The sequence below is a fragment of the Sphingobacterium sp. ML3W genome (assembly GCF_029542085.1).
Taxonomy (GTDB): domain Bacteria; phylum Bacteroidota; class Bacteroidia; order Sphingobacteriales; family Sphingobacteriaceae; genus Sphingobacterium.
Genome location: NZ_CP107036.1, coordinates 6,343,263 through 6,367,684 on the forward strand (window position 1 = coordinate 6,343,263; position 24,422 = coordinate 6,367,684).

Below are 24,422 nucleotides of genomic sequence, written 5' to 3' on the forward strand. Positions count from 1 at the left end.
TGATAAACAAACATAGACTTTATGGAAGGCACGATTAAGTAAAAAGCAGGTTATCTTAGCGGTAAAAGCCAACAACCGAAAACTCCCCATGAGCAACGATTTAATGGAGGCTCCATTTCTTCAATATGATAGACATATACTTTTTTCGACCCATTTTGCTACACGCAGCTTGGACAGTACTTCTGAAGGGAGAACTTAAATCTTAAGCTTCGATACAGAGCAAAAAGCCGTTCCATAATAGCTTATGAGACGGCTTTTTCCCATCGAGAGACATTAGGATGCTAGTATTCCCGATGCACGCAATTTTAATTTTAGATCCCTCAGTTCCACTAAAATAGCTTGTATTTCTGCTTGAGTATATATCGCGGAGGGTGTACTTGCTGAATCTGGTGATGCAGCAGATTGTTTCACCCTTCCATAAGTTAAAGGACTGGCTGGTGCAAGCAGATCTCTCCATCCGTTATTGAAAAACCATTTCGGTCTTTCCTCATTAGCATCCCACACCATCTCACCATTTACTGCATTAGCGGTGGGTAAATTAATTGTATTGGCTACTTTAATGATTTGTAAATCTCTCCATAAACTATTTCCTGAAGCTGAATCTGATTTAAAGTTAATACCTACTCTTGAATTGACAGTTCTATTAGATTCTGCTACAGATGAAGGAGAATATATTCTCAGATCCCCAAAATCAGCATTCCCTGAATAAATTACATCAATGTTCTTCTGGATACTTGGTGCGCCCTTTTTATTGATTTTGAGTATATTGATAAGATTTCCGTTTATATAATTATCGCCAATGTATATGGCATCCATATCAACTGTGGTGCTCGGATCTGCACTTAAATGTAGGTAATACGTTGCAGTATTATTAATGTTTTCAAAACTGTTCCCTTGTATAGAAACATTTCTGACATCCGCGCCAGCGGGAATGTCCAATATTGTAGTTGTAGCCGCGTCCCTAAAGGTATTATTTCTAATTTTCAGACCATTAATATAAGAGAAGCGGAGGCATGGAGTTGATTTTCCCTGTTTAAATAGATTGTTTTCTATATGGACATTGATACACATTGTTGCCGATGGAATCCCACCGATAAAAGAAATAAAACCACCTTCTGTATATTTTTCAAAGATATTGTTGTTGATAATTATATCTTTAACACCATAAAGCAAAAATAGACGATCTCCCGTTCCTTCCTGTATCAAATTCCCTTCAAAAACAATATTATTAGATGGAGTGTTAGTGGTTTGATCTTTGGGGCTAGCTTTCATATCCACAAAAAATGAAAACTTATTTTTAGTTGTCCCGCCTCCTAAAATCTGATTATTCCTTATAAATATACTGTTTGGTTCAACAATTTTAGGATCGGGACTGCCATAACAACCTATCACACCTGCCATTCCACCAATATTACGTAAAATATTATTTTCAATAAAAATATTTCTAATTATGTAATTGGGTTTGTCATTGGGTTCTATGTCTATTCCGCCAGGCATATCTGCGCGTGTAAAATTTTGAATCGTATTATTAAAGATCCTAATACTTTCTCCATCTACTATACTTATACCATTTCGGTTTTGATTGTTTCTCCCATCTACGAAACAATCATGAATACTAACATTACTATTAAAAATTTTCTTTGTTAATTCCTCGGTTTGATTCGTGTTTCCTCCTAAACATATACCATCACCTAATGCACCAAATATTTTTACAGCATAGATATCTATATTTGAGCCACCTAATATATTAATGTGATGATAGAACTGATCTTGATCATTAATCCAGGCCTCTGCTTTACGTTCAAAGCAGAGGTCAAAAATTTTTACACTATCTACGTTTAAAGTATCAAAATTAACAATATTTAAAGTTCTATAATAAAACCCGTCAGATCTCCTATTTCTATTTCCTCCAACTAGTATAGATAATCCTTTATCACCATAAAAGTTTGTTCCACTTTTAGAAATAAAAAGCCCTTGATTAAAATTAATGTAGTATCTGCCTTTCGGTAGGAAAACATTACCACCTAGATCTAATGCATTTTGAATTTTATTGGTTACGTTGTCAGATGGAGTTTCAGTTGTGTTTATTTCGTCGAGCGCTGTCACGTTCGGGAAAGCACCAAAATATCTTACATCAATTTCCGAGTTAAAATTGTGTTCCAGTGTTATTGTCCCTATTACAATTACGCTGCCTCCATTGTCAGTCGCCGTGGTGGTGGATGGATAATAGATGATAGGATCTGGAGTATCGCCGGCTAGATAATATCCTAGAAGTTGTATGCCATCATAGGTGTTATTTTGTAATCCAGTAATTTCAGCAGCAGATAACGCACGCATATCTGCCATTGTTTTTTTGATGAGAAGTTGATTTGCCATAATGTTTTTGTTTTTAAATGATAAACAAACATAGACTTTATGGAAGGCACGATTAAGTAAAAAGCAGGTTATCTTAGCGGTAAACGCTAACAACCGAAAGCTGACGAAGAACCTGCTATATCTTGAGTTTTACCAACGAGCAGTTTTACGATCCTAAAAATTAAAAATTTAGGTTTGTCGACCTATTCAAAGCTTTTATATTTTTTGGGCATCTCATTGGTAGAAGGCGGACCAGCACTAATTTTGGAAGAAAGAGTTAGTCGGGTTTTCAAATGTCAAAAATTTGAAGAGTTTAATAATCTTGATAGAATCTACACAGAAAACAGTTACCGCTACTACTTAAATTATATCCAAAGGTTATATGATCTTACGAAACAAATGGAAGTCCGTCAGGATTAAATAGGGCTATTTCTTTTTACTTTTGGAAATAACCTTAAATAATCGGCCTTTCATTCCTAAACAATATTTCGGATATTTGGACAAAGGCCAGTTTTTAGTTAAAAGATTTTATCATGTCGGATATTCAGCAGTTAATAGCACAGATCAGAGCGTTCAGAGATGCAAAGAGATTGAGAGCAGTTTCACAATTCCAAGGATCTAGCGTTGGCATTGAGCATTGAGGCTTCCGAGCCACTGGAGCTTTTTCTTTGGAAAGGGAATGAGGATGCCAATCCTGATAAACTGAAGAACGAACTTGCAGATGTAATTATGTATGCGCTGTTGCTTGCCGATAAGCACGGACTTGATATTAAGCAGATCGTTGAGGACAAGATGAAACTTAACAACGAAAAATATCCAGTCGAAAAGGCCAAGGGAACGGCTAAAAAATATAACGAGTTATAGGGAAATCATAAAACTGAGTAAGGATATTATATTTAAGAAAAAGAACGATATGAGCATAGTTTTAATTGAGCTAGGTTGAATAAAATTGAGAACATATTCGTACGAGTATGAAATATATTCTCTGTTTAATATGTAATAATTTAAATGAATGGGATGATTAATGTATCAAATTAATCATCCCATTTTATTTTATACATAACTTATTACGGAAAACCGTAAAAATTATTAGTATAGATGCACTTATTTTGTTTCTGTACCTCTAATCGGGAAAATTATTAAAATAAGCTCATGTCATATGAAAAGTCTCTTATCTATACTATTGATCGTCTTCATCGCAGCTTGTGGAAGCACTGAGCCCGAGCCAACAAAAGAAATTTCATTAGCTATTCCCGAAGAATCAATAGCTGTTAGACCTGCCAGAAATTTAGTATACGACAGTTTGGACGTAGAATATAGAAAAAAAGGTTTCAATGGCTTTACCGATGCTATCGGGGAATTTAAAATGATCGATGCCATTGCAGCGTACTTGGCAAATCCGAATGACGGCAACTTCAATAGAAAAATCTTAGAAAGGGAAACTGAAATTAGAAATCAAATATATAAACAGTGGTTGGGTAAGCATAACTTACAGCAGCAATTATTTGAAAAAGATTCGTACAATGATGCAATCGAATGGGGTAACCTAGCCCATAAAAACTCACATGTGAGATATACAAGTTTTGGAGAAATTATAAGGAAAAAGCATTTTTCACCTTCAATGAGTATTCAAAGAGCTATTCAGTTGGTTGAAAGTAATTGATTCATTTTTTGATTTTTAGAAGGATCAATTTTTATTAATTAATTAATAAAAAATAATGCCTTTTTTTCATACAATATAGAGAGACTGCCATAAAGTCTTGAATGCCCACTTAAAATTTATGTCAATTCTTCTCTTTTTTAAAAAGGTCAGGTTTTTGTTTGTGTAATAATTTTAACCTAAAATATTATTATATATGAAAAAGTAATAATTATTCTCTCGCTGATGAGCCAGGTTCATATTGCGAGTTCAGAGTATTTTTATCTTTAAGTTTGGAAATGCAAAGGTAGGACTAAATCTGAAAAATCAAAATATATTTTATTCTGAATATTACTAACTAAATAATGAAAATAATGTCACTAAGTTTTACCAAGCATTATCAAATAAAAAAAGGAGTAGCCATAGGTTTCGCCAACATTCCAATCGATGAAAATGAGATACAAGCATTTATATGTCCATTCTTAATCGAAAAATATAAATATCAGCCTCTTATTTTGGAAATAAGTGAAAGAATGAAAAATTTTCTTAGAGAATTAAATAATAGTTATATTAAAAAAAATGATAAAATAAACGGTGTAAAGTTTCTGGATCACCTTCATGAGCCTAACGAATATCATTTAGGCTATTCCATAAGTAATAAGGGAAAGGCAGTTTCATCTTTCATTGCTAATGACATTTTTAGTTCTTTAAGAAACAATGCTTTTGCTAAACAGGGTTTTTCTATAACTAATGAAGCTCATAATGTATTATTGTTAGTGCACGGCATTGGTCAGGATATTATGTCTGATATTATAGCAAATGTATGTAGAGATATATTTGCTAAATTCACTCTAAACGAGTGTAATAGACTAAAAGTTCCCATTCAGATAGTTAATATTGAATTTTATAATGATAAGTCAAAACTCTGGGAAACTGCAAAAGTAGAGTTACCTGTTTTTGGGCGAAAAATTATTTTAGTGCCCTCTCAAATTCTAGCTGGAACACGTGCTTTTGTTAATAGGTATAATTGGTTTGTTTCTTCAAATTATATTTCCAAAGAAGTTATGAACATGGATAACCCGCCCAAAAAAATGGTTACTCAAATGAAAAATGGGACCAAAAAGGCTATTATTAAAGAAATATATAAACAATATAAGAAGCCCAAGAAAGAACTTGTTAATTTCGTTATAAAATATGTTAATTCTCTCGATGAATTTATTGAGTATGCAAAAATTAACTATCCAGAATTAGATTTGGATCATCTGAGGTAAAAAGAAAGAAGATTTAGTCGAAGAATACTTGTGAATTTTTCTGCCTAAATTAGTTTTCAGTTAAATTTAAATATATTTATTTTAAGTTTTGTTTATAGTGTTTATTTTTATTGTTTAGCCATAATGTATATCAACAGTATAAAAATTGAGGGATTTCGAAATTTTAAAGATAGTCAAATTAAATTCAATGAAGGTGTGAATGTTATTATTGGACATAATAACGCTGGAAAAACAAATCTATTAAGAGCACTGTCGCTTGTTCTGGACAATAAAACTTCAAGAAAACTAGAAATTGATGATTTTAATAAAAACATTCCAATTTCTGATTTACGTGCGCAACCTCCAAAAGTGACTATAACGTTGTCGATTTCAGAAAGTGAGAATGAAGATCTCGCGGCTGATGATTTGGTGACGGTGTCACCATGGTTGACAAAATTGGAATCGCCCTATAATGCAATGCTCACATACGTTTTCTTTTTACCCGAATCAGAGCACACTGAATATTTAGAAGCTTTGGCAGGTGAAACTGATATGAAGACAGCATGGTTAAAAATTAAACATGACTTTCTCAGGAAATATGTACATAAGATTTATGGAGGAAATCCCGTACTCCAAAGTCAAGCGGAATCAGAAAATCTACAAAAATTCGATTATCAATTTTTGCACGCAATAAGAGATGTTGAAAGAGATATGTTAACTGGTAGAACTTCTTTGCTCCGTGAAGTAATAGACTTTTTTATGGATTTTCAGATAAAAAATGACGTCTTAAAGGATAAAGCTGCTAAATACTCCGAAATAATAGCCCATAAGAAAACGTTTTCTGCTGATGCATTAAATCTGATAACCCAACTTCAGAATAGGATGAAAGAGGGGCGTGACCATATAATGAAATATGCAGATGAAACTGGAGCGGCATTCGATGGTGCAAAACCTGGCTTTGACGGACAGATATCTGAAATTGAAATGTACTCCGCTTTAAAATTGATAATAACCCATACAACAGGCATCGAAATACCTGCAACCCATAATGGATTGGGCTATAACAATTTGATTTACATGTCCCTCTTGTTAGCCAAAATGCAGGTGGATACCAATGGTGATTATCTTGGAAGCAATGCCAAAGTGTTTCCGGTATTAGTGATTGAAGAACCTGAAGCACATTTACACCCATCGTTACAATATAAACTGTTGCGATTTCTTCATTCAACAGAAACTCAGAATGCAAGACAAATTTTCATAACCAGTCATTCAACAAATATAACCGCTGCTGTTTCACTTGATCAGATCATCTGTCTAAGTGGCGATGCGGGAGGGAACGTAAACATAGGTTATCCGGGGAAGGTATTTACGAATGATGTAGCAGGAAATAATTCCAAAGCCTATGTTCAACGTTTCTTAGATGCGACGCGCTCTGATATGCTTTTTGCAAAGAATATTATATTGGTTGAAGGAATTGCCGAACAAATTTTGATACCTACGTTAGGTCGATACATCGGCAAAAATATCGAGGACACACACACCGTCGTAATCAATGTTGGCGGAAGATATTTTGATCATTTTCTTAAATTATTTGATTCGAATAATGCCTATACAATCTATAAAACTGTAGCGTGTATTACTGATCAAGATCCCTCCAGAAAAAAATTAGGCATTAACGAAAAGTATAAAAAATGCTACCCCTTTGAACTTAATCAAGATAATGCAAATTACGAATACAAGATATCCGGAGATCCACCGATTGCACAATATGCGACCCATCCAAATATTCGTTTTTTCTCTCAGGATGCTGTTTTTGGAAAGACCTTAGAATACGAGCTGATGTTTTCAAATCCTTCATGTGAAATGCTTATAACAGATAGCGTTTCAAATCAGGTAGAATTGACAGCAATATCAACACATATTGCCAAAGGTGAGAAGGTTGCTGACGTAGTAACAGCGAATACCATGCACAAAAGCGATGAAAATACTCGTATTACAGTTTCTCTGTTAAATTGTAATGCAGCCGGATGGGACGAACCTACTAAAATGAAAGCTCTACTGGCAGCAAGGTATTTGAACAGTTTGTCCAAAGGGGGAAATGCGCTAGAAATTGCCGCTAAATTAGAAGATAACCTGCAAAGCCAAACTCCTATTTCATTTGTTGTTCCAACCTATCTTAAAGATGCAATAATTTGGTCATGTCAGTAGTTATAGATTCAAATAGTATATTACAGAATATTGAAGAGCATTTCAAAGTATTTGCTGGGCCCGGCGCAGGAAAAACACAGTTTCTTGTAAATCATATAAAAAATATTCTGAATAACAGTAAGAGATTAAAAATTCAGGGAAAAATTGCTTGTATAACCTATACCAATATTGCCACTGAGACAATTCTTAAAAGAGTCGGCGATCATGGTGGAAGACTGGAGATAAGTACTATACATAGTTTCTTATATACGCATCTTATTAAACCATATATCCACATAATTGCCCATGATTATAATTTAGATGCGACGAACCTAAATGGACACGATGAAGTTGTTTTAAGCGGATATCAGACTATACAGGATTGGAAAGTAAGGACTGGTCAACAACGTTTGCGTGATGATGAAAAGATTGTTGAAACATGGCAGAGCCTGAAATGGAAATTTGACACAGCAAATCCAGAGCAGTTAATTATAAGACCTCCATATCCTGTACAATACTTCAGTAATGTTGGTTATCTGGAATATAAAAAAATGTTGTGGTCTAAGGGACTTCTGCATCATGATGATGTACTTTTTTTTAGCTACGAGCTGGTTAGAAAAAAACCATTCGTATTAAAAGTATTAAGGGCAAAATTTCCATATTTCTTGGTAGATGAATTTCAGGATACCAGTCCAATTCAAATTGCACTTCTGAAATTGATAGGTGTTGACGAAACCATTGTTGGTGTTGTCGGTGATGAAATTCAGTCGATATACTCTTTTTTAGGTGCCGTTCCTGGTCAGCTGAATAGTTTTTCATTACCAAACATAGTAGAATATGAGATCTCGGGAAATTGGAGAAGCACCAATCAAATAGTTGGACTACTAAATACAATCAGGCCAAATTTAACTCAACAACCTTTAAGGAATATATCCGGTTCAACTCCAACTATTATTGTCGGCGACAAACTTAGTGCCCTATCTACTATAGCCAATAGATATCCAGATCTTGAGGTGTTCTCGTTATGTAGAGAGAATACAACTGCTAATGCTTTACAGAGGGGCTTAGGTATTAACGTTCACAACGATCTTCTACAACAATTAAAATCTGCTGATAGTTCATCTGATAGGCGTCGAATAATTTCCGATTCGATCAAAGCGATAGAATATGCAAGACTTGGATATTTTAAAGATGCTCTTAAGACACTAGGACGATCGTTCAACAGAAATAAAACATTGGATAACCAGAAACAGACTTTAGAGGCTTTAAAAAAGCTGCTTAATAACTACGATAGCTTTGCCAACGATAATTTATCAGGTTTAGTAAATTTTGTTAGGACAAACATTAAAACAGTTTCGGCGCCCAGGTCAGGAGGCGCTTTCAATTTCTATTCATCAACACCTTACACACATGCTGCCATAGCAGTGAAAAACCTATATGAAACTGGTACATGTAGGACAATTCACAAATCCAAGGGAGATGAATTCGAATGTGTGCTTGTTGTTCTGGAAGCAAGGCGAGGTAGCGCTTTCAATGAGAATACAGTATTATCATTTTTATTAAATCCCAATTTACTTTCAAATGAAGAACATCGGGTAAATTACGTCGCCCTTAGTAGAGCCCAAAATCATTTATTCATATCTACTCCTTCTTTGTCTTCTGCAAATGAAATATCTTTAAAAGCTATAGGTATCGAAGTAGAGCGCCTTCCATAACTAAAGCTGTTATAAGAATTGGTTACGGAATAGTAGCGAATTAAAGGGAAGCATTAAATGATGAAAGAAGATAAAGAACTATACAAATAATATAAGGCTCTAAAGGACTATCAAAACAAGGGGTGCCGATACAATTGCAGGATCGCATTTGCTGGTTTTTTACGATGACGATAATTTTTTGCAGTATTTTTGTTTTGATTAGGTATTACATTTATCTTTATGAGCGTGAATTCCATAAATTAGCGATGAAATGGGGTACACATTTACAACCAATTGACCGGCATTATAAAAAGTGCTTTGAAATTCGGTCCATTTTACAAACAAGATCGTATGAGCAAAATTTCAATTTCCGTATATAAAATTACAATAAACAAAAAGAGAGTTACAGATGAGTTAGAGGTACTAAATGATTTTAATTCAGGGCAAGATCTTTTAGATCTATTGACAATGCTACCTGCCCAGTTTTTAAAAGCTAATTCTAACAAAAAGGTTCTTGATGAAGCAGAAACGAAGAGGAGAACAATAATATCAGATAATAATTTAGATACAACGGGACGGATAGTTTCTGGTTATATCGAATCAGGAGAATATGGGTTTGAGTCAGTAATTGTAGATGAAGAAGGTAAAAAAGTACATGACGTCCTAAAAGAACACTCTTTAATGAGACCCTTCTTTTTTCTAATATCTCTTCCGAAAGATAAAAGAGTTGGCTACTTGTTGATTCAGAGGTTTGAAAATTATGGTGTGTATACTATTCTTTCTAAGATGCTGAAAAGTACTTTTGCAAGTAAGTATTCAGATTATACATTATCTCTTAAACCAGATGGATTAGAAAGTTCCGAAGCATTACATTTTTTAAATGAAGGTAAAATTAGTAAGGCTTCATTTGCAATTTTTGATTCAGAAAGTATAGCCAATATATTTACCAATAATAACACAAATGATCAGTTTAATTACGAAGACATTAAAGCGGAGATAGTAATAAGCGCTAAGAGAAATAGATTTGTTGCGATGATGAATTCGGTTAAAGGAATGTTAAATAGCGGTAAGGATTTGAAAGTGAAGCTTACTGATAAAGATATCCCATATGAAAGACTAAAAATTTATGTAAAGGTTGGTAAAGAAGAAAAAGTTCTTGATCTATCCAAATGGGATACCTTTAGTCGAGATATAGATGTAACTCATAGGCTTGAATATGATAAAACAACTGGTCTTCCATTATCAAGTTCAATAAAGGAAGAATGTCATAAAATTATAGATCAACTGGATAAAAAGAATGATTAAGAAATTTACAACTATACTCGCCTGGATATTCATTTTTGTCGGATTGTCGCTGTCACTTTTGGTTATTTATACATTATTTGTTGAAGATAAGGTAAAGTTTGGTATTATTGATTGGGCATATGCTTCGAAATTGAATAATATAGCGAGCGTGTTGGCTTTTCTTTTTACTGGCGCAGGAACTTTTGCGATTTTTATTACATTAAGTAAACAACAAGAGCAATTTGAACAAGCTCAAAGGCAGGTTGTAACTCAACAATTTGAAACAACATTTTTCAATATGTTAAATCAACTCTTTAATATAAAAAATGTTGTACAGGGAAAAGTTGGTGGGGATAATTACACAGGGCAGATGTTTTTTCATCAAGTTATAGAAGAACTTAGAGAAAAATACAAAAATCACCTAAGTACTAAAGCGGATATCGTAGATATTCTAACTAGAATTGAAAAATTTGATATTTCATCAAAATCCCAAATTGATATGGTAAAAGATGATCTAAATAACATTTATTTGGAATCTTATAATTCCTATTACACCCAATTGAGCCACTACTTTAGATATTTCTATAATCTTGTTCGATTCGTTATAGAGAATCGTGAAATAGCTCCACATAATGATGCTTTGAAGTATATTCAGCTAATACAAGCGCAGCTATCTAATGATGAATTAGGATTAATTTTTTGTAATTCATTAAGCGATAAAGCTCTTAATAGCAATAAAGAAAATAAAATATTTTTATGGATAGAAAAATACAAGATACTTGAAAACTTAGATCAAAGTAGTTTATTGCATAGATCGCTTCATATGTTATATCCAAATACGTTGTTTAAGTTTTTAAATAGAGATGAGAAAAAAAATAAATCTTTAAATATATAGACAGTGTCTTTTAAAATGGCGTTACTCTTTAAGCTTCTGTTTCTATCTCGCTCCCAAGTCGGCTGCAATAGATTACTCTTTATATCTTTTTAAATCTATTGATCCAACGTTTGTTTTCGTACAAAGTGGATCTGTTTATCCTACTTTCTGGATTACCTTTAAGTCCTTTGAGATGATCTTTAATCGTCTTGTATATTGTGTCAGGCATTTGTTGACTTATCGTGATTTTGTTGATTATATCTAATGAGATGTCAATCTCTAGAAAGGTATCATTCATGTTGTTTGATACAGCGATTATTCTATACTCCTCTTCACACCTATAAGGCCACCTCTTTGTAAAGGGCATTTCTTCAATATCGATGATGCTATCTTTTTTTTCGATATCTCCAAGTTTTCTGTAAACTACTGCCTGATGTCTTAAATTCGGAATATTATCTAAAATTTCGAATAATGCTATCGCGTTGAATTCAATTACACATCCACTTGAACCTTGTGAAAATGCTTTCCAATTATGAATAGTTTCATCGGCATGAGACATGCATATCGCAAAAAGATTTCTAACTTTCTTTCTCTTTTTATACTCTAAAATAACTTCAGCATCATTTTTGTCTTCCCAAAGCTGTGGATTCAGCAGAGTTAACTTTTTGCGTTGTAATAGATCCAACAATATCGGAAGAGTTGTAAATCTATTTAGTCTCTTAATTGTCGGTTTTTTCATTATTAGGTTAATTGATTCTATTTTACTTTACTTTCAACCTCTTCACCTCTTCTGCCAAATCAGCAACAACTTTTGTCAAATCCAAAATCGCTTTGGTCTTAACAGCATCATCTTGAACGAGTTTTTCCAATAAGGCTTCTATTTTATTATCGGATTCATAAGTTATAGTAGGAAAATGGTTCAAATTATTTTGCTTAGAAGAGTCTCGATTATGCTGTATGTAATAGATAGCTTTTTCTTCATTGAAAGCTCGAATAAAATCAACCGTAACTCCTAAAGCATTCGCCAGTTCTTCTAAAGTAGGTTCAGGAATGGTCCATAAACTTTCAAAATTTGAAATCTTTCTTTGATCAAATTTGCTTTCGCATTTTTGTCCCAAAGCCTCCTGTTTCATACCCATGATTTCACGAATTCTTTTTAGATTTTTTCCTTCGTGTATTTTCTCTTCTTGAAATGCAACGCCCATTTTTTATAGATTTTAATACGTTCAGTAATTTACCGGTATTTTACCATTTTGCTCTAAATAATTGGTTCCTTACCTTTGATATAAAGATACGATTATTTGTCGATAAAATGAGGTTTATGTATAGTTTAAAGCCATTTTTAAAGTAAATTATTTGTCTTTAGTAGATTAAAACAATAAATTTGCACCATCTCATACAGGTGGATGCACTTATGAGTCTTGTCAGTGAAACCTGAGAAATTTCAATTTGGAACAAGGCGATAAGTGGATCAAAACGCCCGTCAGCAATGGCGTGGCGTCCGCTTACTCGTTCCAGGGCTTCTCAGGGCCTCATTGACAGTAGGTTGGATGTCACGCCATTGTTGGTTTCTCTACCTGCTAGAAGACTCGTTATAAACAAACGAGTTATGAACAAAAAGCAACGATCAAAAAACATCATCACTGCCCCCGAGTAGCTCGGCTGGTTTGGCCAAATAAGATTTGGTTCTCTTTGCCATGGATTGCGTAACGCCAATATTATACACCTTGTGACCCCTCAATCAAACGCGATCTGGCTTCCAGAATGAATTAATTATTACTAATGTGAACTGAGTAACATCAGGCTCCCAATAAAAAGCTGATTTCGATCGGATGGTGGACGCTATGTGCTTTCGGTTACGATTGACTTACTGAAAAATGAACAGGATTTTAGCGCTACAATTTTCTTTTGACTTGATGATTTATGATGTCCATAAGGTCGATTATGACCCTATAAAGGAGATTGAGGCATTCTGGAAACATTCTGCCTTAGAAGCTATTTCTGCTAACACACTACATCTTTTAAGCACGTATCTTGATGGTGGCGCAGGAGTGAATAGGCTCCTAAAAGATGAGGAAATGCAAGAATTTGCAACCGCATTGTATCGGGTGTTGATCGCTTATTGTATCGTCTATCATCGCAATATAGACCTGCGTAAAATGCAGATGTCAGCAGAAGCTGAAGAGCGCATCGGAAAAGAGCTAGAATTGAGCAAGAAAGTCGCTGAGTTTTTCGGTCGGTTGTCTGAATAACCACTAACAAAAAAATAATGAATATCCTGAAATTTTTAGCCTTTTTAAAGGGCTATATAACCTATATATTTCAAGTACCTGTGAAGCACTACTTAAGCACAGATATAGTACTAATTACGCAAAATTTGCGTAAGAAAATTAGACAAGGAAAAACGTACTTTAAAGGTACTGCGATCCTGCTAAAAAGGCGCTGTAAAATTAGCGCTCAGAACCTTCAAAAAAAAACAGATTCTTCGGGCAGCCTTCGGCTTTTGTTTGAGGATCGTTCGACACTGCGTCGTACCAGCGTCGCCTCTTCTTCGGGAACGCTTCGACTGTTGTTCGGCTGCGCTTCGGGTAGGAGTCGAAGCGTACTCGAAGCCCTGCCGAAGACGAGCCGAAGCGTAGCCGAACATGTCTCGAACAAGCCCCGAAGAGGTCCCGAAGCGTTGCCGAAGAGCACTCGAAGGCGAGCCGAAAGGCCATCTTCTTCTGACAATTTTCGAATTAACTTCGCCCCAACTTCTGCCTTTCATGCAGTGGGCTATCAGTTTTCTTCGAATTTTCCTTTGATTTTTCCCGAGGGTGACCCGAAGCCCACCCGAAGAAATTCCGAGCATCGCTGGGAGAAAGGCAGAAGTTGGTCAGGAGTTGGTAGGTACTTAAATGGTCTATTCCTCGGCGCAAAAGGTGCCGTTAGTTTACCGTTAAACTACCGGGAGTGTACCGAAAGGGTACCAAAAAGGTACTGTGAATGTACTAAAGAGCTACCGGAGATATACCAAAGAGGTACTAAACAGGTACGAGCTGTCAGGAGTTCAATGGTGGCTCTTGGGTATAAGTCTGATACTGCTGTAGCACAGCCGGCAAAAGGAGAGGATACCGAATTGGTCAATGGAAGAGGAGAGAGTTGTTTTAAATTTAATGGTTTTAAGACGATTTATGAGCGTGTTGTCTCTGTTATCGACTCTTTTGTTATCGATGGAATTTTAATGGCTCAGAGGGTTTTAAAATGCTTTGCTTATTTGTTTGGTTATAAAAATACTTTTCGCATGTCGCTGACATGCTTGGCTTTAGTTTTTAAATCATCTAATTTTTCTTTTAAGGCATTGAAGAGCATCAGAGCTCTTATGGTATTAGCTCTGATGGTTTCTATGTTTAGTTTATCGGCTCAGACGCCCCGCAAGGACAGCGGGGCCGATGGGCTATCCGGTGTCCTTGCACTAAAACCAGGGGACAAGATTCCTGATGCGGTATGGAGCCAGTCTCTCGAACTCAATTATTTCAATGGGAAGAAGAAAATAATTAAGTTCTCTGACCTGAAAGGGAAGCTGATATTGTTAGACTTCTGGTCTACAGGTTGCCCGAGCTGCATTGAAGGTATCCCCGACATGGAGTTGATCCAACAGCGCTTTAAGGATAAGGTACAAGTTGTCATGGTCAATAGTAAACGCAATAGGGATACTCCCGAGAAGATAAAAAGACGATTTAAAAAATATAAAGAGGACTTTGATTATACACCCGTATTGCCGACAATACTGAATGATACCTTGTTTACGTCGCTTTTTCCGCATAATACTTTACCAACGATAGGAATTATCAATCCTTCCGGGCAATTTTTGCTTAATTCATTTGCAAGTTCTATCACGGAGGATATTATTCAGGATTTTTTAAAAACGGGAGTTTCAAACAGATTTATTGAAAAATCAGAAATCAAAAATACTGCTCGGATAAACACGCAGCCTTTGGTGGATACCACAGGACTTATATTTTGCTCAGTGATGTCCGGGTATCGGGAAAATTATCTTGGTGTTTATCCAGCTGTGGCTTATAGCAAAGGGAATTCACTGTTTCAGGTGGGGAATTACTTTCTCAATACCTGCTATCAGTTGGCTTTTCCTGATGTCTTCCAAGGGGCACAATCGAGTCTTTTCGTTTTTGATGATCAGATCAATAAGGAATTTATAGATCTCATATACGATTTTAAAACAACAAAAGGACAGTTTTGGTATCAGCTGTACCTGCGTGATAGTATCACACAGGAGTTGGCATTCGATTATTTTAGAAATGCTTTGATTGAACGATTTAATGTTGCAGTTGAGCGAAAAAAAGGTATTGTTGCGGCATACGCGCTTTCGCTAGATGTATCTCGTCCGCTATGGAAAACCAAGGGCGGAATGTATATGAATAGTGTGGATAAAGGCAATGAGTCTTTGATCATGCAAAATATGCCCCTAAATGGTGTGATTGGTTTCATCAGGTCTATTCTGGATAAACCGGTAATTTTTGAAGTTAAAAGTGCTGAACGGATTGATCTGCGTTTGCCGGGAAACTTTCTTGATCTGTCTATCAAAGAAAAGATAGCTGCGCTGGAACAGCATGGCATAACGCTTACGCCAACACAATACACTGGTGAATATCCTTATTTCTACACAGTATCTACTAAACATACGAAGTAATGAGGGTGTTGTTGACGGCGCTTTTTACAAGCGTATTGTTTTTCATGAGCAAGGCTCAGGAAAAAATTTGGGTACAGGGTACAATTGTTTCAGCAAAAGATGGCAGGGAGCTAGTGGGGGCATCTATACGGAACAAAACGTTGCATAATCAGGCAGCAAGTTCACTGAAAGGAAAATTCGCTATTCAGGTAGGCAGTGAAAAAGATTCTTTATTGATCAGTTGTATTGGTTATCTAGATAGGACAGTAGCAGCCGGATTTTTTGAGAAGAATAAGGTGTTAGCCCTTTCTGTCAAAGAGACTTATCTCGAAGAGGCTATTGTCAGTACAGGTTATCAAACATTGAAAGCCAATGAGGTGACAGGTGCTATTGACGTGGTAGATAATAAGATGCTCAATCAGCAGGTGGGAACTAATATTTTGGATAGGCTCAATAACATGACATCAGCAATTCGTTTTGATAATCAGCCGATACAAAATGCTGACCTGCAGAAACTGAATATTTCCGTACGGGGACTGAGTACGATAAACGGAAATCTGGATCCGCTCATTGTGCTTGACGGCTTTATCTATGAGGGGGATATCAGTAATATTGACCCCAATAATATTGAAAGTGTCTCCATCCTGAAAGATGCTGCGGCGAGTGCCATATGGGGAGCACGCGCCGGGAACGGTGTTATCGTTATGACTTCAAAAAAGGGTGCTTTTTCTAAGGAGCAGAAGACAAAAATAACACTCGCAAATACGATAATCCTGAAAGAAAATAGCGATCTGAATAAAATCTATCAGCCCCAAAATGCTGATTTTATCGCACTCGAAAAATATCTTTTTGAAAAGGGGTACTACGATTCGGAATTGCTATACCAGCCGTATCTAGCACAGTCGCCAGTGATCGACCTATTGGATAGACGCAAGCGCAACCTTATTTCTGCAGCAGATTCGGCCAGCGGTATAGCTAAGCTCATGCGTCAAAATGGAAGACAAAACTATATGGATGCTTTTTATAATGTCCCATTTGTCAATCAGCACGCCTTGAATATCTCGGGCGGAGGGACACGCAGCTCGTATGGGTTTGGTATTGGATATACCGGGAATAAATCCGAACTGGATGCTTTCGATAGAAAGATCAATATCCAGCTGTCCAATAGTTTCAGACCTACCGACAATATACAGATAGACCTGCAGGTGCTTTATACCAATCAGGATAGCAGAAAAGGCAAACCTGAATTCTCATCGTTGAGCTATGGCAGTATGCAGACTCCATATCTTCAGTTTCTAAATGAGGATGGTACTGAAATCCCATTTGAAAAGGAATATAGGGGCAGTTATCTGAAAGAAAACTATGCGAAAGGTTATCTGCCATGGGATTACTATCCACTGTCAGAATATAAATATGCAAAAGACCGGCGGCAGAATAATGAATGGTTTTCGAGTCTGAACCTGAAATATAAGGTATTGCCTTACCTACACCTGAATGTCGGGGGACAGATTCAGCAGCAGCGTACAGAAAATAACGAATTGAATACCTTGGAAAGTTACGAAGCACGCAAGTGGATTAATCAGTTTACCACCGTCGGTACAGGAACCACAGCTACAAAATATAACATTCCCCTCGGTGGTATAAAACGCTACTCGGCTGCTGAGGGCAGGTCGTATACGCTACGTGGTCAAATTGATTTTAACAAATCGATTGATCGGCATCTGCTGGTCGGCATTCTTGGTGCCGAGGTACGGGAGAATAGGTCGAACACAAATTCTTATACGGCCTATGGGTACAATGAATTACCGATGTCAAGCACTTCGGTGGATTTTGTAACTCGCTTTCCAAAGATGCCGGATGATGATATGCGTCGGATACCGGGAGCGCCGCAATTTTTTAAAAATGTAAATCGATTCGTTTCGCTTTATACCAATATAAGCGACAGGTTTATGGACCGTTATGGCCTATCTATGAGTTTGAGAAAAGACGGGGCGAATATCTTTGGTGCTTCGACCAATGATAAATGGTCGCCGCTCTGGTCCATAGGCGGATCTTGGGATCTGCATAAGGAGGCTTTCTTTAAGCTGGCCCTGTTTGATTATCTAAAATTGAGGACAACTTACGGAACCAGTGGTAACGTAGATCTGCGACGATCGCCAGATCCAATTGCCTATATCGGTTCGGCAACTTATACCAGCTATCCAATGTATCAGATAAGTACCTTGAATGATCCTTTGCTAAAATGGGAAAGAGTGGCAACCACTAACTTTGGTCTGGATTTTTCATTAAGAAAAGGAAGATTGTCCGGACGTATGGACTACTATGTAAAGAAAGGCAAAGATTTATACGGACTGAGCGAATACGATTATACGGCATGGGGCTTACAGGGTACAGTTGTTAAGAATTTGGCAGGAATGCGGGGGCAAGGTTTTGACATTGACTTAAATTCAAAGAATATAAGCGGAAAGGTCAACTGGGATACGCGAATGATAATAAGCCTAAATAGGAACAAAACAACGCAATATTACAACCTACAAAATAGTGTCACATCCTTTCTCTCGGGAGGAAATACCATCACACCGATCGTCGGTAAACCGCTGAACGCATTGGCGGCCTATAAATGGATGGGGTTGAATGAATTTGGTGAAGGGCAGGGCTTGCTGGATGGGCAGCTAAGCACAGACTATACAGCCATACGTAATCAGGCCGATGCGTTACCAGAAGGAAATGAAAGTATCGTTTATTTTGGATCCTCCAAACCTCAGGTCTTTGGTAATGTAATCAATACCTTGGCTTGGAATTCTTTGATTTTTTCTTTCAACGTCAGTTTTAAGGGGGACTATTATGTAAGGCGTCCTGTGACGTCCTATTTTTCATTGTTTGCCAACGGTACGGCCTACCCGGACTTTGATCAAAGATGGCAGCAGCCGGGGGATGAACAGCATACGCAGGTTCCAGGTATGAAATATCCTATAAATTCAATGTCAGACACATTCTATCAATATGCTGATATCAATGTCTATAAAGGAGATCATTTGCGCCTAGAATATGTTTCGCTGACCTGGCAGGGTAAGTATACCGTCGGAAATCGTGCATTTAATATGGGGCTGTCGGCAAACGCGGCCAACCTAGGAGTACTATGGCGCGCAAACAAGATTGGTATCGATCCGGAATTTCCTTACCGATTAAGTCCACCGAAGACATTTTCCATCGGATTAAAAATTGATTATTGATCTAATATCATAAATGATGAAAAGATTTCTTAACATATTGTGGCTAGGAGTAGTTGTTTTCTCCTTGTCCGCCTGTCAAAAATATTTAGAAGTGCAGTCAAACTATGGTTTGGCTGTACCGACTAGTTTGGACGACTTACAAAAGCTATTGGATGATAGTCAGATCATGAATCTGAAGTTTCCTTCTTTTGGGGAAGCGTCGGCAGATAATTATTATCTGAGCCAATCCGTATATGATGCATTGCTTGACTATGGCCAGCAGACTTATGTCTGGCAGAATTATCATATGAATTTCGGAAATGACTGGTCCTCATCTTACAGCACTGTTTACAATAGTAACCTCGTGTTGGACCGTATAAAAAAGATCAATCGAGAGGAAAGTAATGCTAATCAATATGATGCCATTTATGCTTCTGCTAAATTTTATCGGGCGAGCCAATATCTGGTCTTATTATGGACCTATTCAAAAGCCTATACCCAAGAATCCAAAACAGATATGGGTATTGTGCTGCGAAATAATTCGGATTTTCATGAACAATCGTATCGGTCATCAATCGCGGAGTGTTACGAAAAAGTAATCACAGACCTGAAAGAATGTAGTCTTATGCTTCCTGAGAAAACCAGTCATGTCATGCGTCCGAATAAATATGCGGCTTATGCTACATTGGCTCGCGCTTACCTATCGATGCAAGTCTATGATTCGGCCCATTATTATGTTGATCTAGCCCTGAAATACAATGCTGAACTGCTTGATTTCAATAATTTATCGGAAGTAAAGATGACAGCGTCCTACCCGTTTACGCTTTTTAATAAAGAGACATTGTTTTACGCTGAATTATTAGTAAATATCAATTTGACTAGTTCGCGCGCTTTGACTGATACGCTCCTGTATCGCTCGTATGAAAGTAATGATCTGCGCAGGTCAGCATACTTCAAAGTAGCAGCCGATGGAACGACTACTTTCAAAGGCAGTTATGCGGGATCTTCTAAACTTTTTTCGGGAATAGCAACGGACGAGCTGTATCTTATGCGTGCGGAATGCAATGTGAGAATGGGAAATGTAGAGGCAGGAATGGCAGACCTAAACTATCTACTCGCGTACCGGTATAAAGTGGGCACATTTACTCCTTATGTGATAAAAGACAAAACAGAAGCACTAGCTATAATTCTAAAAGAACGAAGAAAGGAATTGCTGTATAGGGGGCTGAGATGGATGGATCTTAAACGGTTGAATGCAGAAGGAGGGGAGATTTCAATAACAAGGAAACTAAATGGGGAATTGATTACTTTACAGCCAAACTCCAACGCTTATGCACTTCCTCTTCCTGAAGATATTATTAGGTTGACGGGAATGCAGCAAAATCCGAAATAAAGAAAATGTAGGCACAAATAAGGAAGGGGCAGTCCGATCGGATTACCCCTTCCTTTCATTTATCCCCTATTGATTGGAGTAAATGTAGTTGAGCTGCTGCCACCGGTTCTAGATGGGATATAGTTTCCTCCAGAAGTTGCGGTAGCGCCAAGCTGAATCTTCGCTGGATTCAGCTGATCTGAAGAATTCAGATCAGATTCATCTACTACCTGAGAGCAAGCCATAACGTTTGCACTGTTACAGTCCTCATCATTGGGCGTGGTGTTCCAACGCGAGGCATCTTTAACCTGATCCTCATCTTGAGGATCACCATGGAAGTAAATAGTCACAGGATCTAGTTTTTTTCCTGCATAAGCCTCAGCACCTTTAAATGCTGAGAATCCGATAATCATGGCTCCGCCTAATATCATGTAGCCATAATTGTTTAAAAATTTGGTTAGCATGTAGCTACCCTCCTTTCTGTACTGCAAGCCAGCGATTGGTTGGTAAAAATACTGGCCTGCAAACTTTTGGTAAATAATTGTTGTCGGTACGGTTCTGTGTACCGATCGTATCTGAATGCCAGGCTGCCTACTATAGGCCTACTGACGTCGTTATGTGCTGGATCATAATATAGACTGTCTGGATATAGGCTGTCTGGCGTATACCACATATCTTTTGATTTTGTACCGCGGATATCCCGATAGCTGATGGCGCCGATTGCTATAAAGCCAATCAGAAATAATGCGATGTTTGTCTTGCCCGTGATTACTCGCTCGCCATAGTTAGCAACTATGCGATGCAACACCCATCCCGTTATAGAAAGCCCAAGAATCACGATATTTATCAATAGATGCGCAGTCCAGGAAATACGGCTCAGAAAGCTTGTGCACATACAGGGTTTCTGTGCATAAACATTGAATACGCCTAAGCCAATATAGATCGTAAAGGCGATGATCAATAGGGTGGAGGCTCTCCATCCCCAGGCACGCAGCCTTGCTAGTGGCATGGCCAGCAGTATCCCTACACCGATTTCCATAAGCGGAAGTGACCAAAAGAGTATTGGAGCCAGATCACTGATTACTGGCTGCTGCTCGAGGGCGATCCGAAACGCGCTCAGCTGCCAGATCTTGTCCATGCCTACATAGATCCAAAAGAGGATCATTATGCCCCTAAGGATTTTATACATTATGCTGCTTGTTTTATTCGCTTCCATAGCTTTAATTATTTGTACTGTGGTATTTATTATTTCTTTCCGCTGTTTTATTATTTCCGGTTGCGGTTTTATTATTTATTGCTTAGTTTAGGCTAACTATTTGTATTTCCCTTCTAACTATTTATATTCCGGTCGTAATTATTTGATTTGACCAGTTTACTATTCATGTTGTGCTCATCTTAATTATTTGTATTGCCGTGTTTATTATTTTTGAATGGGCTTTTATTATTTCTTTGCTTCTTTAAAAACAGGGCGCCGTACCTGCCCCTTCATGAGGTACAGCGGCCTGCCTGAGCGTCAGCTGCTACTTTCTCGTACGCCTTAAATCAAAGGTAGCCCAGATAATAGCGCAGTGTAGGGGTAGTATTTGAGTCTTGTCAAGGCTGCAAACAGGCTTAAAATAAATTTCAGGAAAGGGAAGGGGGTACTATGGGCGAAATGGTTGGAAATATGTTGGTAGGGGCGATCGGGTCTGGAAATAGTCTCGGCCAATATTTATGGCAGTGTTAGAAGGGACAATTGTAGGGGTACTCGGTGAATACCCCTACTTTTTATGATTTTTCTTTTTTTACCTTTTTAAATCGGGAAATAGCTCGCGTAGCTCGGCCTGCATGTTGTTTAATGTCCGGAGAATACGCACGGCAGCAGCATATTCCACACTTTTATCCATTTTCGTCAGGGTATGTGGCGTCAGCAAGATACCTTCTTTGGTCTTGATGAGTTTTGAAAACTCCGCAGCGACCTCCTTTTTCTCAGACGAACGTGTAATATTGGCTTTTACGCATAAATGTAACCAGAGCTTGAGCTCCTTGCCATTGAAGTTGCTATGTATAAATTGCTCATCATCTTTTTCTAATGATGTCTGCTGAGACTGGGATAGCTCCGTCTGCATATATTCGCACATCAGCTTCAGGAGACTACTGCGGTTACTATCGTAGGCAAAGCCCCGTATGCAGGAAAAATGTTTTGGAAACCGCAATAAATCTTCCATAAAGATGGGATCGGTCTGATAAAACTCCTTCCAACGATTGAAAAATCCCATGTGGTTAAAATTGAAATTGATCATCAGGATCAGAAAACGGCAATGCCAGTTTTTTCTTTGCCGGTTATCTTTGGCCAATTGCCTTAGTGCATCCAGCAACTGTATCAAATAGTCTTGATGACGGTATTGGATATAAGGGATCTTGCCCTCCTCAAATAGGCTGTCTATGGCTGAATGAATTTCATGAAGGTAGACCAGCGGAATATTTTTTTTAGCCAACTGTTCAACAAGAGCAGGAAGACGACTGTAGACATAGGTACTGATCTTGTCTTTATAGTGCCCGGGTAAGGTTGTAGCGGGATCGATATCATTTTTAAATAAAAATTCAACACGCTCCAGCAATTCCTCCAATGCATTTAGAGCACTCCGGTCTTCAATACCTTTCTCTGTACAGAATGCCATCAGCTTTTGGTGTAGCCGGAGCAACTGTAGATGATATAAACGTACGGTATTACTGGTGCTGTCGACTTTGCTGGCCTCTCTGTGGGCTTGCAGCGCTAAAGGAAAATTGTCCGAACAGGCTACTGATATACTATATAGCCGTGAAGGTATCTCCATCTGATCGACACGATACAGTGTTTCAATCATCAGGGTGAGCTGATATAGACTTACAATCATTTGTACCTCCTTTTGATATCTTTGTGGTACCAAGGCCAACCATATACACCGGGATGCAACTGGAGATTGAGCTTATCGCCTTCTTTTGCTTTTTCATAAAGTTTAGGATGTACGTCCATCGGTAGCTGATATTGTCGCCCTTCGTAAGAAAAAGAAAGTAGGAGCTCATGGATATCACAGCACAGAGGACATTTCTGAACGACAACAGCCGTAATCTGTACATTCTTGGCGTCCGCTGTATGCTGGCAATTATTGAGGATCAGAACCATGCGGATATACCAGGTACAGGCAATAAGCATAATGGGAAACTGGACGGTATATAGCTTTAAGATATTCACGTGCTTGAACAGAAGAACATTAGCTGCGGCACAACACAGTAGCGCGGCAGGAAGGGCATGTATAAAAGCTGGTCCAAAGGGCTGTGAGCTGAGCAGTAGCTCATAGGGCATACGGTCAAATAGTGCAATGCTACTGATCTGGATGCAGATAAAGAAAACAAAGAATAACTGGAGTACCACGCTTTGATTACGGATCTCTAAAAAAGGTATAAATAGTACAAGGACACCTATGCTATATACTCTTAATGGGAATGTTGGTGCAATGAATAGACCATATAGGGTAACGAGGACTGCTACACAGATCAGGATGTAATTGCGGGTGAACCGTTGTATCGTTGGCTTTGGGGTTTCCATACGCATGGCTTTTAATATCAGTAAATTGCTGTATGCTAAAATTACCTATAAAGGGGCTTATTCTGCCTGAAGATCATCTTTATTTCAACAAGCACATGTTTTCTACATTAAAGGATGTCTTTTTGCAACGAAGGATATTATCTGCACAATAAAGTACTCAATTTTCCTGTTTTAGCGTATTTTATTGACTTGCAAAAACCAGGTATGGGGGTAGTATTTCTACTTTTGTGGACTGATTATTAAAATATTGACTAAATTTATAATATAAATTCCTATTTGAAAGAAATTTTTGCTGGATTAAAATCTAACCTATTTTTT

18 protein-coding genes are annotated in these 24,422 nt (G+C 37.5%); 11 read left to right on the forward strand and 7 right to left on the reverse strand.

The genetic code is table 11. The annotated features are described in order from the left end of the window. Window positions 1–273: 273 nt before the first annotated feature. Window positions 274–2,376: a right-handed parallel beta-helix repeat-containing protein gene (locus OGI71_RS26225; protein WP_282253124.1), complete on the reverse strand. Its 2,103-nt coding sequence runs from the start codon at window positions 2,374–2,376 to the stop codon at window positions 274–276. Between the two features lie 603 nt (window positions 2,377–2,979). On the opposite strand from OGI71_RS26225, the gene OGI71_RS26230 reads away from it, so the two are divergent. The 7 genes from OGI71_RS26230 to OGI71_RS26260 all read left to right on the forward strand — a co-directional run bounded on the left by OGI71_RS26230 (window position 2,980) and on the right by OGI71_RS26260 (window position 11,304). Further along, window positions 2,980–3,219, forward strand: coding sequence for a MazG-like family protein (locus tag OGI71_RS26230; protein ID WP_282253125.1), 240 nt, complete (start codon window positions 2,980–2,982; stop codon window positions 3,217–3,219). A gap of 295 nt (window positions 3,220–3,514) precedes the next feature. Next, entirely contained in the window at window positions 3,515–4,018 is a 504-nt protein-coding gene (locus OGI71_RS26235; protein WP_282253126.1) for a hypothetical protein, read from the forward strand. A gap of 341 nt (window positions 4,019–4,359) precedes the next feature. Next, the gene (locus OGI71_RS26240; RefSeq protein ID WP_282253127.1) at window positions 4,360–5,265 is read left to right on the forward strand and encodes a hypothetical protein; all 906 of its coding nucleotides are present in this window, start codon (window positions 4,360–4,362) and stop codon (window positions 5,263–5,265) included. A 123-nt stretch (window positions 5,266–5,388) separates the two neighbouring features. Further along, complete coding sequence (locus OGI71_RS26245; protein WP_282253128.1) at window positions 5,389–7,452, forward strand: AAA family ATPase; 2,064 nt, start codon at window positions 5,389–5,391, stop codon at window positions 7,450–7,452. Beyond that, window positions 7,443–9,146 (forward strand): ATP-dependent helicase, encoded by a 1,704-nt coding sequence (locus OGI71_RS26250; protein ID WP_282253129.1) that lies wholly within the window; start codon window positions 7,443–7,445, stop codon window positions 9,144–9,146. Before OGI71_RS26245 ends, OGI71_RS26250 begins: the two co-directional genes overlap by 10 nt. Before the next feature lie 330 nt (window positions 9,147–9,476). Next, window positions 9,477–10,430: a hypothetical protein gene (locus OGI71_RS26255; protein ID WP_282253130.1), complete on the forward strand. Its 954-nt coding sequence runs from the start codon at window positions 9,477–9,479 to the stop codon at window positions 10,428–10,430. Further along, window positions 10,423–11,304: a putative phage abortive infection protein gene (locus OGI71_RS26260; protein ID WP_282253131.1), complete on the forward strand. Its 882-nt coding sequence runs from the start codon at window positions 10,423–10,425 to the stop codon at window positions 11,302–11,304. The genes OGI71_RS26255 and OGI71_RS26260 overlap by 8 nt, the downstream gene beginning before the upstream one ends. Before the next feature lie 79 nt (window positions 11,305–11,383). Here the strand turns inward: OGI71_RS26260 and OGI71_RS26265 are convergent, their stop codons facing one another. Beyond that, window positions 11,384–12,022: a hypothetical protein gene (locus tag OGI71_RS26265; protein ID WP_282253132.1), complete on the reverse strand. Its 639-nt coding sequence runs from the start codon at window positions 12,020–12,022 to the stop codon at window positions 11,384–11,386. Between the two features lie 22 nt (window positions 12,023–12,044). Then, window positions 12,045–12,488: a helix-turn-helix transcriptional regulator gene (locus OGI71_RS26270; protein WP_282253133.1), complete on the reverse strand. Its 444-nt coding sequence runs from the start codon at window positions 12,486–12,488 to the stop codon at window positions 12,045–12,047. Between the two features lie 672 nt (window positions 12,489–13,160). Here OGI71_RS26270 and OGI71_RS26275 point away from each other — a divergent pair. From OGI71_RS26275 to OGI71_RS26290, 4 genes are all read left to right on the forward strand, one after another. Next, window positions 13,161–13,535, forward strand: coding sequence for a hypothetical protein (locus tag OGI71_RS26275; RefSeq protein ID WP_282253134.1), 375 nt, complete (start codon window positions 13,161–13,163; stop codon window positions 13,533–13,535). Window positions 13,536–13,660: 125 nt separating this feature from the next. Continuing rightward, window positions 13,661–15,973 (forward strand): TlpA disulfide reductase family protein, encoded by a 2,313-nt coding sequence (locus OGI71_RS26280; protein ID WP_282253135.1) that lies wholly within the window; start codon window positions 13,661–13,663, stop codon window positions 15,971–15,973. Window positions 15,974–16,017: 44 nt separating this feature from the next. Then, window positions 16,018–19,185, forward strand: a complete 3,168-nt coding sequence (locus OGI71_RS26285) for a SusC/RagA family TonB-linked outer membrane protein (protein ID WP_282253136.1) — start codon at window positions 16,018–16,020, stop codon at window positions 19,183–19,185. Window positions 19,186–19,198: 13 nt separating this feature from the next. After that, window positions 19,199–20,557, forward strand: a complete 1,359-nt coding sequence (locus OGI71_RS26290; protein WP_282253137.1) for a RagB/SusD family nutrient uptake outer membrane protein — start codon at window positions 19,199–19,201, stop codon at window positions 20,555–20,557. Window positions 20,558–20,616: 59 nt separating this feature from the next. Here the strand turns inward: OGI71_RS26290 and OGI71_RS26295 are convergent, their stop codons facing one another. The 4 genes from OGI71_RS26295 to OGI71_RS26310 form a co-directional block, all read right to left on the reverse strand. Continuing rightward, window positions 20,617–21,000, reverse strand: coding sequence for a hypothetical protein (locus OGI71_RS26295; protein ID WP_259255682.1), 384 nt, complete (start codon window positions 20,998–21,000; stop codon window positions 20,617–20,619). After that, entirely contained in the window at window positions 20,994–21,725 is a 732-nt protein-coding gene (locus tag OGI71_RS26300; protein ID WP_282253138.1) for a MauE/DoxX family redox-associated membrane protein, read from the reverse strand. Before OGI71_RS26300 ends, OGI71_RS26295 begins: the two co-directional genes overlap by 7 nt. Before the next feature lie 595 nt (window positions 21,726–22,320). After that, window positions 22,321–23,412, reverse strand: coding sequence for a hypothetical protein (locus OGI71_RS26305; RefSeq protein WP_282253139.1), 1,092 nt, complete (start codon window positions 23,410–23,412; stop codon window positions 22,321–22,323). Continuing rightward, window positions 23,409–24,104, reverse strand: coding sequence for a hypothetical protein (locus tag OGI71_RS26310; protein WP_158656110.1), 696 nt, complete (start codon window positions 24,102–24,104; stop codon window positions 23,409–23,411). Before OGI71_RS26310 ends, OGI71_RS26305 begins: the two co-directional genes overlap by 4 nt. Window positions 24,105–24,422: the final 318 nt, after the last annotated feature.

Coding starts and splice junctions, on each gene's coding strand:
- OGI71_RS26290 (WP_282253137.1), top strand. CDS start 19,199: ATGATGAAAAGATTTCTTAACATATTGTGGCTAGGAGTAGTTGTTTTC.
- OGI71_RS26235 (WP_282253126.1), top strand. CDS start 3,515: ATGAAAAGTCTCTTATCTATACTATTGATCGTCTTCATCGCAGCTTGT.
- OGI71_RS26285 (WP_282253136.1), top strand. CDS start 16,018: ATGAGCAAGGCTCAGGAAAAAATTTGGGTACAGGGTACAATTGTTTCA.
- OGI71_RS26255 (WP_282253130.1), top strand. CDS start 9,477: ATGAGCAAAATTTCAATTTCCGTATATAAAATTACAATAAACAAAAAG.
- OGI71_RS26240 (WP_282253127.1), top strand. CDS start 4,360: ATGAAAATAATGTCACTAAGTTTTACCAAGCATTATCAAATAAAAAAA.
- OGI71_RS26245 (WP_282253128.1), top strand. CDS start 5,389: ATGTATATCAACAGTATAAAAATTGAGGGATTTCGAAATTTTAAAGAT.
- OGI71_RS26260 (WP_282253131.1), top strand. CDS start 10,423: ATGATTAAGAAATTTACAACTATACTCGCCTGGATATTCATTTTTGTC.
- OGI71_RS26270 (WP_282253133.1), bottom strand. CDS start 12,488: ATGGGCGTTGCATTTCAAGAAGAGAAAATACACGAAGGAAAAAATCTA.
- OGI71_RS26225 (WP_282253124.1), bottom strand. CDS start 2,376: ATGGCAAATCAACTTCTCATCAAAAAAACAATGGCAGATATGCGTGCG.
- OGI71_RS26310 (WP_158656110.1), bottom strand. CDS start 24,104: ATGGAAACCCCAAAGCCAACGATACAACGGTTCACCCGCAATTACATC.
- OGI71_RS26250 (WP_282253129.1), top strand. CDS start 7,443: ATGTCAGTAGTTATAGATTCAAATAGTATATTACAGAATATTGAAGAG.
- OGI71_RS26300 (WP_282253138.1), bottom strand. CDS start 21,725: ATGTATAAAATCCTTAGGGGCATAATGATCCTCTTTTGGATCTATGTA.
- OGI71_RS26275 (WP_282253134.1), top strand. CDS start 13,161: ATGAACAGGATTTTAGCGCTACAATTTTCTTTTGACTTGATGATTTAT.
- OGI71_RS26305 (WP_282253139.1), bottom strand. CDS start 23,412: ATGATTGTAAGTCTATATCAGCTCACCCTGATGATTGAAACACTGTAT.
- OGI71_RS26295 (WP_259255682.1), bottom strand. CDS start 21,000: ATGCTAACCAAATTTTTAAACAATTATGGCTACATGATATTAGGCGGA.
- OGI71_RS26265 (WP_282253132.1), bottom strand. CDS start 12,022: ATGAAAAAACCGACAATTAAGAGACTAAATAGATTTACAACTCTTCCG.